Source organism: Frankia sp. QA3, from assembly GCF_000262465.1.
Lineage (GTDB): Bacteria > Actinomycetota > Actinomycetes > Frankiales > Frankiaceae > Frankia.
In genome coordinates this window covers 1,748,111-1,761,390 of the sequence record NZ_CM001489.1, presented here as the reverse complement: position 1 = coordinate 1,761,390, position 13,280 = coordinate 1,748,111, and the positions used below count along the sequence as shown (strand labels likewise).

General features: G+C 73.0%; 11 protein-coding genes. 3 read left to right on the top strand and 8 right to left on the bottom strand.

Features of this window, described 5'->3' with window-relative positions; all coding sequences use genetic code 11:
• Positions 1-184: 184 nt before the first annotated feature.
• The gene (locus tag FRAQA3DRAFT_RS06930) at positions 185-982 is read right to left on the bottom strand and encodes an SDR family oxidoreductase (RefSeq protein ID WP_009738355.1); all 798 of its coding nucleotides are present in this window, start codon (positions 980-982) and stop codon (positions 185-187) included.
• A gap of 446 nt (positions 983-1,428) precedes the next feature.
• Here FRAQA3DRAFT_RS06930 and FRAQA3DRAFT_RS06925 point away from each other — a divergent pair, with 446 nt between their 5' ends.
• The gene (locus FRAQA3DRAFT_RS06925) at positions 1,429-2,766 is read left to right on the top strand and encodes an ABC transporter substrate-binding protein (protein ID WP_009738354.1); all 1,338 of its coding nucleotides are present in this window, start codon (positions 1,429-1,431) and stop codon (positions 2,764-2,766) included.
• A gap of 87 nt (positions 2,767-2,853) precedes the next feature.
• Here the strand turns inward: FRAQA3DRAFT_RS06925 and FRAQA3DRAFT_RS06920 are convergent, their stop codons facing one another.
• Positions 2,854-3,465 carry a TetR family transcriptional regulator gene (locus tag FRAQA3DRAFT_RS06920; protein ID WP_009738353.1) on the bottom strand — a complete coding sequence of 204 codons (612 nt, stop codon included), beginning with the start codon at positions 3,463-3,465 and terminating at the stop codon, positions 2,854-2,856.
• A gap of 357 nt (positions 3,466-3,822) precedes the next feature.
• On the opposite strand from FRAQA3DRAFT_RS06920, the gene FRAQA3DRAFT_RS06915 reads away from it, so the two are divergent.
• Positions 3,823-4,992: an amidohydrolase family protein gene (locus tag FRAQA3DRAFT_RS06915; protein ID WP_009738352.1), complete on the top strand. Its 1,170-nt coding sequence runs from the start codon at positions 3,823-3,825 to the stop codon at positions 4,990-4,992.
• Positions 4,993-5,054: 62 nt separating this feature from the next.
• Here the strand turns inward: FRAQA3DRAFT_RS06915 and FRAQA3DRAFT_RS38210 are convergent, their stop codons facing one another.
• Complete coding sequence (locus tag FRAQA3DRAFT_RS38210) at positions 5,055-5,687, bottom strand: TetR/AcrR family transcriptional regulator (RefSeq protein WP_009738351.1); 633 nt, start codon at positions 5,685-5,687, stop codon at positions 5,055-5,057.
• An 84-nt stretch (positions 5,688-5,771) separates the two neighbouring features.
• Here FRAQA3DRAFT_RS38210 and FRAQA3DRAFT_RS06905 point away from each other — a divergent pair, with 84 nt between their 5' ends.
• Complete coding sequence (locus tag FRAQA3DRAFT_RS06905) at positions 5,772-6,206, top strand: nuclear transport factor 2 family protein (protein WP_232291946.1); 435 nt, start codon at positions 5,772-5,774, stop codon at positions 6,204-6,206.
• Here FRAQA3DRAFT_RS06905 and FRAQA3DRAFT_RS06900 read toward each other — a convergent pair whose 3' ends face one another.
• From FRAQA3DRAFT_RS06900 to FRAQA3DRAFT_RS06880, 5 genes are all read right to left on the bottom strand, one after another.
• A complete protein-coding gene (locus FRAQA3DRAFT_RS06900; RefSeq protein ID WP_009738349.1) occupies positions 6,207-8,600 on the bottom strand; it encodes a CoA transferase in 2,394 nt (797 codons plus the stop codon).
• A gap of 157 nt (positions 8,601-8,757) precedes the next feature.
• Entirely contained in the window at positions 8,758-10,335 is a 1,578-nt protein-coding gene (locus FRAQA3DRAFT_RS06895; protein ID WP_009738348.1) for a class I adenylate-forming enzyme family protein, read from the bottom strand.
• Positions 10,336-10,528: 193 nt separating this feature from the next.
• Positions 10,529-11,368 (bottom strand): hypothetical protein, encoded by an 840-nt coding sequence (locus FRAQA3DRAFT_RS06890; RefSeq protein WP_009738347.1) that lies wholly within the window; start codon positions 11,366-11,368, stop codon positions 10,529-10,531.
• Between the two features lie 12 nt (positions 11,369-11,380).
• On the bottom strand, positions 11,381-12,400 hold the full coding sequence (locus FRAQA3DRAFT_RS06885; protein ID WP_009738346.1) for a DUF2889 domain-containing protein: 1,020 nt from the start codon (positions 12,398-12,400) through the stop codon (positions 11,381-11,383).
• A gap of 91 nt (positions 12,401-12,491) precedes the next feature.
• Positions 12,492-13,262, bottom strand: a complete 771-nt coding sequence (locus FRAQA3DRAFT_RS06880) for an SDR family NAD(P)-dependent oxidoreductase (RefSeq protein WP_009738345.1) — start codon at positions 13,260-13,262, stop codon at positions 12,492-12,494.
• Positions 13,263-13,280 lie beyond the last annotated feature (18 nt).

Sequence of the window (13,280 nt, the reverse complement as noted above, 5' to 3'; positions counted from 1 at the left end):
ACTTCACAGCCTGTCAAGCGATGCCCTGACCTGCGGTGGAACGGGCGGCAAACGGCGGGTTCGCGGCTAGGCGGAGGACCCACTCCGCACCCACGTCACGCTGCGTCTGCGGTGCCCCGAGCGGGCGGCCCGGCCCGCAATCCTTGGGCCAGCGGCGTCGCTGCTGACGGGGGGCCGAGCTTCGTCAGAAGGCCGAGCGGTGATGGCCCCCGTCGACGGCGATGTAGTGCCCGGTGAGGTAGCCGGCCTGGCGCGAGCACAGGTAGACGATCGACGAGGCGATCTCCTCGGGCTCGCCGAGCCGGGCGGCCGGCACCCCCGCCGTCTCGATCATCCACTTGCGGCGCGCGTCCGGCTCGGTCAGGCCCTCGTGCGTGGACAGGTACCAGTTCGTCGTCTTGGTGGCGATCCAGCCGGGGGCGATGGTGTTGATGGTGATGCCGTGGCGGGCGTACTCGTCGGCGACGCTCTTGAGCAGACCGACGGTGGACGGCCGGGTGGCGTTGGCCACCGTGTGCGGCGGGGAGCTCTGCGGCTCCTTGGCGGTCGCCGAGCCGATGTGCACGTAGCGCCCGAAGCCCGCCTCCTGCATCCCCGGCAGGACCGCGTGCAGCATGTGCACCTGACTGAGCGTGTAGGTCCGGTAGGAGTCGACGTAGTCCTCCGCCCGGGTGATCTCGGCGAAGAAGCCGCGAACATGGAAGTCGGCCTGGGTGATCACGATGAGCGGGGGCCCGAGCCGCTCGGTGACCTCGGCGACGGCGGACTCGATGCCCTCGGAGGTGCTCATGTCCGCGGACACCCCGACCGCCTCGCCACCGGCCTGCGCGATGGACTCGACGGCGGAGTCGATGTGGCGCTGCGTGCGCGCGACGACGGCGACGAGGGCGCCCTCCGCCGCGAGCATCCTCGCCACCTCGAGCCCGATCCCCTTGCTGCCGCCGACGACGAGCGCCACCCGGTCGCGAATGCCAAGGTCCACTGTCTGCCTCTCCTCCCGGGACGGTTCCACTCCTGCCGCCGTTCCCGCCCACACCGGGAGGGAACGGCGTTCCCATCCTGGCACGCGTGCCGCCCGGCCGCCCAAAGCAATGATCACAACGATCGATTGACAACCCAACGTGACCCAAGCCACAATCGCGGCCGGACGTCAACCGGCCGCCGGCCGGGCGCCGTCCGGATGCCGCCACCAGATCCCGCGGAGGAGGCCGTCCTCACGCGGACCACGCTGCCCGCCGGCCGGGAGAAGCGTCGGAGGTTCGACGAACCCACCCGCCGCGTCGCCCACGAGCCCCTCGACCCGACGAACCAGACCGTCTGACGATCTCGACCGACCGGCGGACGAACTCGTCGGACGTCGCGGGGCCCAGCTCCATCACCACCCGGGTCGGCCCCCGGGCATTCCCGCTCATCATGAGGAGTTCCAGCGTGCATATCTCCAGGTCACGATTACCGCTTCGGCGCGAGTGTCCGACCCGCCCCCGCGGGCACCTGTCCCGATCGGGCGGGCATGCCCGCGCCGGACTGTCGGCCGTGGCGCTCGCCGTGGCGGTCGCCACCGGCGTGGCGGCCTGCGGCGGCAGCAGCGGCGGCGGTGGCAGCACCGGCGGTGCGGCGAAGGCCGACAGCAGCCTGCTCGGCCCCGCCAAGGCCGCCACCGGCACCCCGGTCAAGGTCGGCTGGGTCAGCACCGGCCGGACCCAGGCCGTCGACACCTCCGGCGAGATCCGGGCCGCCCAGGCCGTCGTCGACTACGCCAACGCCCACCTCGGCGGACTGCGCGGTCACAAGATCGAGCTCGTCCCCTGCGAGGACAAGTCCATCCCGGCCAACGCGCAGGCCTGTGGGAACCAGTTCCTGCGGGAGAAGGTCGCCGTGGCCGCGGCCGGCAGCCCCGGGCAGACCGATCCCTGGCTGAAGATCGTCTCGCCGGCGGGGATCCCGGTGTCCCTGAACCTCGTGGCGACCCAGGCCACCCTGTCGACGAAGAACGTGTTCATCTGGGGCAACCCGCTGGCCTCGTTCGGCACACCGGCCGCCTTCGCCCGCGACAAGAAGCTGACCAGCGCCGCCGTGTTCGTCATCGACGTGCCCGCGGCCAGCGAGCCGGCGAAGCAGCTCATCCCGCCGTTCTTCGCCAACGCCGGGGTCAAGGCCGAGGTGATCGCGATCCCGCCGGGCACCGCCGACATGACCCCGCAGGTTCAGACCGCGCAGAAGAACAAGCCGGCGATGTACCACGTGATCGGTGACCCGACGTTCTGCGCCAGCGCCATCAAGGCGATCAAGGCGCTCGGCATCACCACTCCAATCACCGCCCTGGACCGCTGCATCGGTGCCGACCACGGCGCGTCGATCCCCGGCGGCTTCGCCGGCGTCGACATCATCGCCCAGGGCAACGTCGACCCGTCCACGCCCGAGTTCAAGCTGTTCAACGCCGTGATCGACACCTACGGCAAGGACCTGAAGTTCGACGCCATCAGCATGAGCGGCTACCAGGGCATGCTGGGGCTGGTGCGGGGCGTGAACTCGGTGCCCGGCACGGACGTCTCCTCCGCGGCCATCGCCACGGCGCTGCGCACCATGCCGCCGACCGCCTACCCGCTCGGCGGCGGCGCCACCTTCCAGTGCAACGGCAAGGCCAACTCGGTCTCGCCGAACATCTGCTCCACCACCGGGTTCATCGCGGACGCCGACAAGGAGGGCACGCTGACGGACTTCCGTAGCCTCGACACCACCGGGATCTTCAAGCTCGGCGCGCGCTGACGGATACCGCCCGCCGCCAGGGCGGGACACGCAGGTGAGACGGGCGCTCCGGGGCTGCGGGCCCCGGAGCGCCCCTGCTTTCCCCGGCTACCGGGAGCCGGCGGGCTGGGACAGCCCGACGAGGTCCAGGACCAGCTCCGCGTAGGCGGCCACCTCGTCGGCGTCGGGCTGGTGATCGAGGGCGATCCAGGCCGCCTGGCGGCTCAGGACCAGCTCGAACGCGGCGTCGGCGAGCAGCTCCGCCCGCGGCAGCTCGGCTCGTCGCAACGTCCGGGCCAGGGGCTGGCGCAGCGGGAGGGTGAGCGTGGCCTCGGCCTGGGGGAAGCGGTGCAGCAGGCGGTAGCGGTCCAGCGCGAGGGCGCGGATCGCCCGCGCCGCCTCCCCCCGCGCCAGTGACAGCAGTGCCACCGCCCAGGTGCGCACCGCCTCGACGGGCGGTCCGGCGGCGGCGACGCGGCGCTCCACCACCACGGCCGTGCGCCGCGTCGCCTCCTCGACCACGGCCAGGGTCAGCCCGTCCTTCGACCCGAACACCCGGTAGAAGGCGGCGTTGTGCCGCCCGGCGCGCGCCACGATCCGGCTCACCTGGAGATCGACCGTGTCGGTCGCGGCGAGCAGGTCCAGGGCCGCGGCGATGAACGCCTGGCGTTCGCGCGCCAGGGCGACGGGATCGTCGAGGTAGCGCAGCGGACTCGCCATCGACGTTCCCTTCGTCGGCGCACGCGGGCGGCCGGGCACGGCGCGTGGAACATCATTCTACGGTGTGCGAGCGACGTCCCGGCGGCGGCCCCACGGCACGGACGACCAGCGAAAACACAACGTAGTTGACACTTGCGCCAACGACGGCCCCGACGGACCACCGGATCGGGCGGCCGATCGAGCCGCCGTGCCGCCCCCCTCGCTCACTAACGGCAAACGTCCTGCAAGCACGGCACGTCGGCACTCGGATGCCCTGAGCAATCACCTCACCAGCGGCCAACAATCAGGTGACGGGTGCGTCAACATTGGGTACGCTGCCTCGCGCCAAACCGCAACACCGACGAGGGAGCGCGTCTCATGCCGCTGCAGGATCATCATCAGATCGTCTCGGTGGACGACCACCTCATCGAGCATCCGCGCGTCTGGCAGGACCGGCTGCCGGCGGCGCTGCGCGAGCAGGGCCCGCGCATCCAGGAACTCAACGGCAAGCACGTCTGGCACTACGACGGTTCGGTCTTCCCGACCGTCGGGCTCAACGCGGTCGCCGGCCGCCCGCCGGAGCAGTGGGGCATCGACCCGGTCCGCTACGAGGAGATGATCCCCGGCTGTTACGACCCGGTCGCCCGGGTCAAGGACATGGACCTCGACGGCATCCAGGCCGCCCTGTGCTTCCCGTCCTTCCCCGGCTTCGGCGGCGGCGTGTTCCAGCGGGCGCCGGACAAGGACCTCGCGCTGCTGTGCGTGCAGGCGTGGAACGACTTCCACATCGACGAATGGTGCGCGAGCGCGCCGGACCGCTTCATCCCCCTCGCCCTGGTGCCCACCTGGGACCCGCAGCTCGCCGCCGCGGAGATCCGCCGCACCGCCGCCAAGGGCGCCCGGACCATCTCCTTCCCCGACAGCCCCGTCCCGCTGGGACTGCCGTCGTTCCACAACGCCGCCTGGGAGCCCGTGTGGGAGGCGTGCGAGGAGACCGGAATGGTCATCTCGCTGCACTTCGGCTCGGGCAGCTACGTCCCCGGCTTCTCCTTCGCCGCCACCCGCGCCATTCCCGGTGAGGTCGTCCTTCCCGACGCCCCGTTCGCCGTCGCCATCACCATCTTCTCGACCAACCTCATGTGGTCGACCACCGACCTGCTGTTCTCCGGGGTCCTCCAGCGGCACCCGAAGCTGCAGTTCTCCCTGGCCGAGGGCGGCATCGGCTGGATTCCCTACATCCTCGAGCGCGCCGACTTCGTCTGGGAGCGTCACCGCTACTACCAGCCGATCGACTTCGACGCCCGCCCCTCCGAGCTGTTCCGCAAGCACTTCTGGGGCTGCTTCATCGACGACGAGTTCGGCCTGGAGAACCGGCACAAGGTCGGCATCGACCGGATCATGCTGGAGATCGACTACCCGCACTCGGACTCGAACTGGCCGAACAGCCGCAAGCGCGCCGCCGAGGTCCTCGCGAACGTCCCCGACGACGAGGTCGCGAAGATCACCGAGACCAACGCCCGCACGATGCTCAACTTCCCCCGCTCCTGACCGACCCTGTTCTTGGCCGACCCTGCCCCGCGCGAGCCACCCGGCCCGCGCGGGGCGGTGGTTCAGGGCGCGTCGGCGGCCGTGGCGCCGGGGTAGAGCGCGGAGGTCAGCAGCTCGGACTCGGCGTCGCGCCACCGCGTCCAGGACCGCTCGTCGTCGAAGTCGACGTCCAGGGCGTGTTCGAGCAACGGGCCGAGCAGGACCGGGGCGAAGCCGAGGATGAACAGCATCGCCGCCTCCGCGCGCAGGTCCGTCGACGGGCGGGCCTTGCCCATGCGCTCCCGGTGGGCGAGCTCCTCGGCGGACAGGTCGACCGCCCGGCGGAACCAGTCCAGGCCGTCGGGCTGGCCGTCGAGCAGCATCCGGCGGACGTAGGCGCCGAGCAGCGGCACCTCGGCGACCATCCGCTCGAAGCGGACGAGACGGCGTTGCAGCGCCTGCGCCGGGTCGCCACCGCGATCGGGTTCGCGGGTGTTGCGGTGGAGGTACTCGACGATCCACGTCGAGATCGCGTCGATGACCCCCTGCTTCGAACCGAAGTGGTGGATCACCAGCGCCGGGGAGACGCCCGCGCGCTGGGCGATCGCGCGGACCGTCGTCGAGTGCACCCCCCGCTCGGCGACCAGGGCGAAGGCCGCCGCCCGGATGCGGGCCTTCGCGGTGAGATCCTCCGGCCCGGTCAACTGCGTCGACATACCCATCCCCTCCCACGCCGTCGTCCAGCCAGGACTGAACAGATGTTCAGCATAGGGCCGCACAGACGAAAGGAGAGTCCCGAGGTGGCCGAGACCGGTGCAGTGACGCGGAACAAGGCGGCGGTGCGGGCGTTCTTCGACCGGATGAACGCCGGCGACGTGGCCGGCGCCTTCGACCTGCTCACCGACGACGTCGCCTGGTTCAGCCTATCGACGCGGCGGTTCTCCGCCCGCGATCAGATACGCGCGTCGATCGAGTGGGTGAACACCGAGCTGCTGCGGGCGCCGATCCAGCAGACCGTCACGACGCTCACCGCCGAGGACGACCGGGTCGCCGCCCTCACCGAGGGCCACGCGGTCACCGTCGCCGGAAAAAGCTACGACCAGGCGTACCACTTCCTGTTCGAGTTCTCGGGCGAGCGCATCAGCCGGCTGTGGGAGTTCAACGACACCTACCATTCCCGGACCGTCTTCGCGCTGAGCGAGGCCGGCGACCTGCCGCGGGCCGACCCCGCCTGATCACGGCGCCGTGTGCCCCCGGACCGCCCCCGCGGCGAGGAGTTCGGCGATGCGGTCGTCGGAGTAGCCCAGGCCTGCGAGGATGCGGCGGGTGCCCGCCCCCGGGGGCGGGGCCGCCGCGGTGATCTCGACCGGGTTGCCGGACCAGTCGGCGTAGCGGCGCACGACCGTGCACGGGCCGAGGTCCGGCTCGTCGATGCGGGTGAGGATGCCCGCCGCGGCGAACCAGGGGTCGGTCAGGAACCCGCCGCGGTCGAGGACCGGGGCGGCCGGCACGCCCGCGGTGGCGAGCAGATCGGCGGCCTCGGCGCTGGTCAGACCGGCGAGCGCCGCGGTGATCCGATCGGCCGCCGGGCCCGCGGCCGGCGCCCGCAGCAGCGCCGCGGCGTCACCCTCCCCTACCGCGCCGGCCTCGCGCCCCGCGTCGGCGAGGCCGAGCGCGGCCACGAGGGCGGCGGCGTGCTCGGGGGTCGTGGCGGCGACGGCGACCCAGCCCTCCTTGCACGGGTGCAGCCGGTGCACCGCGGTGTCGCCGACGTACTCGTGGCCGCCCACCGCCGGCGCGGGCTGGCCGGCGTGGCGGACGAACTCCCCGGCCTGCATCATCACCGAGGAGTTCACCATCGTGGTGACGACCTCCTGCCCGAGCCCGTCGCGCCGGCGCGCGTACAGCGCGGCGAGGATGCCGAAGGCGACGAGCGCTCCGGTGCCGATGTCGTGCACGAGCATGGCGCTCTGGCACGGCGCGCCGGCGCCGCCCTGGGCGGTGATGAGACCGGAGCGGGCCTGCAGCAGCGGATCGAAGGCGGGGGTGGCGCTGAGCGGGTTGCCGGTGCCCCAGGCGGTGACCGTTCCACGCACGAGCCGCGAGTTGATCGCGGCGAGGGTGGCGTAGTCGGTGCCGATGCGCTCGCGCACCCCCGGGCGGACGTTGTCGAGCAGGACGTCGGCGCTGCGCACCAGGTCGTGGAACGTCTCCCGGCCCGCGGGGGTCTTCAGGTCGACCACGATGTCGTCCTGGCCCTTGTGGAAGGCGAGGAAGGAGACGCTGTAGATCCGGTAGGGATCGCCGTGGGGTCCCTCGACCTTGATGACCTCGGCGCCGTAGTCGGCCAGCAGCGTCGAGCCGAACGGCCCGGCGACGAAGCTGCCCAGGTCGAGCACGCGCAGCCCGGCCAGCGGCGGCGCCGGCGGCTCCTCCGCCGGCCCGGTCGGCTCCCCGGCCGACCCGGCCGCCGCGGCGGGACGCGGGTCGGTCCAGACCGCCGCGGCGTCGATGAACGCCCGCGCGCTCGGCAGGTGGGAGAACGTCCCCGGGGTGCGGCTCAGCCGGACCGGATCGCCGGGGATCTCCACCGGGCCGAGCTCGGGATGATCGTGCACCCGGCGCATCCCGTTCGACGCGACGACCTCGCCCGTCCACCACTCGTCGCGGGTCTGCGCCGGGGCGTTGGGCACCCCGGCCTCGGTCAGCAGCCGCTCCCAGTGGGCCAGTGGCCGCTCGGCGAACCGCGCCGCCAGGCGTTCGACGACCGGGGCGCCGACGCCGGGGCGCAGCAGGTTCAGCATCGAGCCGTCCACGCCCGGCATGGTCAGCACCTCGAACAGGTCGAGCACGTCGAGCGCGGTGAGGAACAGCGGCTCGGTGAGCGCGCCGAGGTAGAGCCAGCGGTCGTCGGCGCAGCGGTAGAGCCGGTAGTTCGGCGACGAGCCGCCGCCCCCGGGCTGGCTCGCGCGGATGATCCCCTCGGCGTCGGTGAGGCTCGCCGCCTGCATCGCCGCCGTCGCGTGCAGCCCGCTGACCAGCACCGCCCGCCCTCGGCCGGCACCGTCGCGGCCGGCATCCCCGCCGCCGGCACCGTCGCGGCCCAGCAGGGCGGCCGCGACGGCGGTCGCGCCGAGGATGGCCTGACCGTAGGCGGCGATCGGGGTGACCAGCGCGAGCGGGTGACCGTCGTAGGAGCCGTGCTCGCCCGACGCGCTGGACACGGCGTCGGCGAGCAGCGGGTCGGCCGGCAGCCGACCCCACGGCGCCACCGGGGCGAGCAGCGGCAGCCACAGGTGGATCAGGTCCGGATGCGCGGCGCGCACGCCGTCCGGGTCGAGGCCGTCGCGGTCGAGGTCGTCGGGGGTGCCGTCGACGACGAGCACGTCGGCGGCGCCGAGCAGGCGGCGAAGCTGCGCCGCCCCGGCGGGGGTCGTCCGGTCCAGCGCGCACAGCCGCTTGTTGCGGTCCCAGCACAGCGCACCCGGGCCGTCGTCGAGCGGGCCGCGCCCCGGCGGGAGTAATCGCACGACGTCGGCGCCCTGATCGGCGAGGTACATCGCGGCCATCGCGCCCGCGATCGCCCCGCTCGCGTCGAGAACCCGCACGCCGTCATACGCGCCGCTCATCCCGCACCTCTCCCACCGAGGTCGCGCTGCCGTCCGCACCGCCGGATCGACCAGGCCGGCGAGCCTCCCTGTCCACCCTAATGTGTGTATTCCTGCAGCTCAGCCAGTTCTGGACACCCCCTCGCACGCGACCTCCGCACAATCCAGCCGATCGACGTCAGAGGGCGAGCTGGAGCTGGCGCTTGAGGACCTTGCCCATGGAGTTGCGGGGGAGCTCGCCGACGAGTTCGAGCTGCTCGGGAATCTTGTAGGGGGCGAGGCCCTCGGCGCGGCAGAACGCCACGAGCGCCGCGAGCGTCGGCGTCGGCTGGTCGGGGTCGGGCACGACGACGGCGACGGCGCGCTCCCCCGTGCGGGCGTCGGGCAACCCGACGACGGCGACCTCGGCGACCGCCGGATGGCGCAGCACGACCGCCTCGACCTCCAGCGCCGAGATGTTCTCCGCGTTGCGGATGATGATGTCCTTCAGCCGCCCGGTCAGGTGCAGCCAGCCGTCGGCGTCGACATAGCCGAGGTCGCCGCTGCGCAGGTAGCCGGCCTCGTCGAAGGCGTCGGCGTCGAGGGCGGGATCGGTGTAGCCGGCGAACAGCTGCGGGCCGCGCAGGCGCAGCTCGCCCTCCTCCCCCGGGGCGGCGGGCGTGTCGTCGGCGCGCACGACCCGCACGCTGACCCCCGGCGCCGGACGGCCGGCGGTGCGTTCCATCCGGTCGTCCGGGGACCCGGGCGCGGCGTAGCCGACGACCGGATGCTCGGTGAGGCCCCAGCCGTTGCAGATCCCGGCCCCGCCGAGCTCGGCGCGGATCCGCGTGTGCAGGCCCGGCTCGTTCGGCGCCCCGCCGGAGACGCACAGCCGCAGCCGGGGAAACAGCGGCTCGTCGCCGTGGCGGCGCTGCGCGTCGAGGTAGGCGTGGAAGAACGGGGCGGCGCTGCCGAGCATCGTCACGCCGTGGCGGGCGAGCATCGCCGGGGTGGCCTCCCGGTCGAAGGCCTCCACGAGCACGCCGGAGCAGCCGACCCGCGCCATGAGGCCCAGCATCCCCGGGCCGCCGATGTGCGCCAGCGGGAACGGGATGGAGGCGACGTCGGCGTCGGTGAACCCGAGCTGGTAGACCATCCCGTTGGAGCTGGCGAGCACCGAACGGTCGGTGTGCCGCACGCCCTTGGGCACGCCGGTGGTGCCCGAGGTGTAGAACACCCACCGCACCGCGTCGGCGTCGGCGTCGGCGGGCGGCAGCACGGCCGGATCGCCCAGCGGCAACGCGATCGGGACCCCCGTCTCCCGTTCCCCGGCCGCCGCGGCGGGATCGCAGACGAGGACGCGGGCGTCGTGGCGGGCGGCGACCTTCTCCGCCATCGTCCGGTGGTCGAACCCGCGGAAGACCTCGGGGACGACGATCCAGCGGGCCCCGAGCTGGCCGACGATGAAGTCGACCTCGGCCTCGCGCAGGACCGGGATGAGCGGGTTCTGCACCGCGCCGAGGCGGGCCAGCGCGGACATGAGCACGGCGGCCTCGATCGTCGTCGGCAGCTGCCAGCTCACCGTCTCCCCCGGGCGCACCCCCAGCTCCCACAGGCCGGCGGCGGCCCGCTCGGCGACATCGCGGAACTGGCGGAAGGTCAGCCGCCGCCCGGCGGCGTCGACGAGCATCGCCAGCTCCGGGGTCGCCCGCGCCCGGCGCTCGATCAGCTCCCACCAGGTGACGGCGTCATTGATGACCGAAACCGGAACCGGCACGCGAAGCACCCCTCGGACTCGATGCGGCTCGGCCGGCGGAACCGACGCAAACGAGATCCCCGAATGACAGAGGAATCCCGGCGCAGGATACGGAGGACACCTATTCGCCGCACGTAGAATGCTATTCTATGAACGCGCCGCAAGTATCGTCAATGACGGGACGCCCCGAAGCGGCCCGCTCACCCGACGTGCGTCACACCCGGCGGAAGACGGCGCGGGCGACGCTGACGACACGGTCCCCGCGACCCTCGTCGCGCAGGGTGAGCTGCGTGGCGATCCGCTCGGAGCGTCCGCTGACGACCTCGGCCTCGGCCCGGAACGGCCCGGCGACGCCAGGGCGGACGAACATGACGATCCAGCTGTCGACCTGCAGCGCGTCGGTGCCCGCGTGCGCGGCGGCGGCGTCCGTCGCCGCGGCCTCGAGGACGATGTTGATGGGCCCGAGGTGCAGCGCGGCGTGCGGCGAGGACAGCTCCGGGGTGACCTCGGGCAGCCGCCAGACCCCGTCCTGCCCGCGGCGCGCCCCGAAGACCTGGTGCAGCGGCGGCAGCGACGGGGAGTCCACGACCGGGACCGGGGGGTTCGAGACCTTCTGGTAGTCCTCGGGGACGTCGCCGAGGCTCACGCCGGTCCCGCACGACACGGCGATCACCCGGCTCGGGTCGTCGGCGTCGACCGTCAGCGACCGGCTGAAGCCCATGGAGCGGCCGAGGTGGATGACGTCGCGGTGCACGACGACCTGGTGGACGTCGCGGGCGCTGTCGAGGATGTCGTAGGACATCACCACCGGCGCCGGCACGCACTGGCTGTCCAGCCAGTAGGGCTCGGGCGAGGCGATGCACAGCGGCGCCGCCATGATGCCGCCGGTGGAGTTGCGCATGTCGTGGCGCAGCGGCATCGTCTCCCGCTCGACTTCGCTGTCGAGATCGGGGCTCAGCTTTCCCAGATAGCGATAGCTGAGCAGCGCCGTCCAGGCCTCCTCGAACTGCTTCCAGTGTTCTTCCGGGGTGACTTCACGAATATCCCTGACCATTCTTGGACGGTACTACAGGGATACCGGGCGAACCGCCCCGAAATTCTTTCCGAGCGCGGCGGCGAGCGCCTCGACGTCGCCGAGGGAACGCAGCAGGTCGTTGAGGTGCGTGCAGGTGGAGATGCCGCGGAACGCGCCGCCGACCAGCCCGCGCACGGCGCGGACGTCGGTGCCGACGAGGCGGTCCGCGCTCGCGCCGGCCAGCGGGCACTCGACCCACGGCAGGACCCGCGGCTGCGCGGCGACCGTCACGACGGTGAACGTCGCCGCGTCGATCCCGGCGGTCAGGCCGTACTCGTGGACGACGGTCTCGTCGCCGTCGGAGTCGACGTAGGTGTCGCGGAACATCGCGTCAACGTCGAGCAGCCCGTCGTGGGCCGTCAGGTCGAGCCGGCGGCGGCGGCGCACCCCGTGCAGGCCCAGCGGCGCCAGCTCGTGCCAGGCGGCCGGGTCGTCGGGGTCGGCGAGGTCGGGGGCGACGGGGCCGGCCATCGGCGGCAGGCCGCCGGCGCTGCGCAGGGAGACCATCATCGTGCCGTCGGAACGCCAGCCGGAGCAGATGTCGGCCTGGGCCATCCCGCCGGGCTGCGGCCCGTTCTCGCCGGGCTCCACCGCCCAGGCGTACCCAGAGATGATGACCGCGCCGGGCACGTCGTCGAGCAGCAGGTGCCCCAGGGAGGACGTCTCGGCGGGCAGGGCCGCGGCGATGGCCTTGCGGAACCCGCCGGGCACACTCGCGCCGACCAGCGCCTCGGCGCCGGGCAGGGGCGGGTCGGCGGTGACGCGGGCGACAGCGGGGCGCCCCGCCCGGTCGATCTCGACCTCGACGGCCGCGTGCGCCAGCTCGAACCCGGCCCCGGCCGGGTCGGTGACCAGGTCGCGGCCCCGCCCGCGCAGCACCAGCGGGCCGGTGAGCTCGCGGCCGCCGGCGATGTCGACGGTGCTGGTACGCCGGATCGAACCCGGCCGGCGCCGGGGGGTCGCCACCGCCGGGATGCGCGGTCCATGGCCGGGATGACCTGTTCGGATCATCGCCACTCCCCCTGTCCGTTCGAGTCCCCTGTCAGTGCGGGAACGGGCTTCGGCCGCGGGGTCGCCACCGCGCCCCCGCGGCCGCGAGGACCTACCGCGGCTGGAAGCGCTGCGCGCCGTCCAGGCGGATCGTCTCGCCGTTGAGGTACGGGTTGGTCAGGATGTGGGTGACCAACGCGCCGTACTCCGACGGGTGGCCGAGCCGCTTCGGGAACGGCACCGCCGCGCCGAACTTCGCCAGCGCCTCCGGCCCGACCGACTCCATGATCGGCGTGCGCATGGTGCCGGGGGCGACGCAGACCACTCGGATGCCGAGCGAGCCGAGGTCACGGGCCGCGGCGAGGGTGAGGCCGACGACGCCGCCCTTGGCCGCCGCGTACGACGACTGGCCGATCTGGCCCTCGAAGGCCGCGATGCTGGCCGTGGTCACGACCGCGCCGCGCTCGCCGTCCTCGCCGGGCTCGGCGCGCGCGATCGCCGCGGCGGTCAGGCGCAGCACGTTGTACGTGCCGGTGAGGTACAGGTCGACGGTCTTGCGGAAGCCGTCCAGCGACGCCGGCGAACCGTCGCGCTGCACGACCTTCTCGGCGACACCGAAGCCGCCGTGCGCCGCCACCGCGTAGCGCAGCGTGCCGAGCTCCCCGGCCGCCTCGATCGTCGCGAGCACCGAGTCGTCGTCGAGCACGTTGGTGCGCGAGTACTTCACCGCGTCGCCGAGCTCGGCGGCGAGCTTCTCGCCGCGCTCGTCGTTGAGGTCGGCGATGATCGCCGAACCGCCCGCGGCGACGATCGCCCGCACCGTGGCCTCACCGAGGCCGCCCGCTCCGCCGGTCACGAGGGCGACGTTGCCTGCCAGTGTCATCCGGTCCCTTTCTCGTCT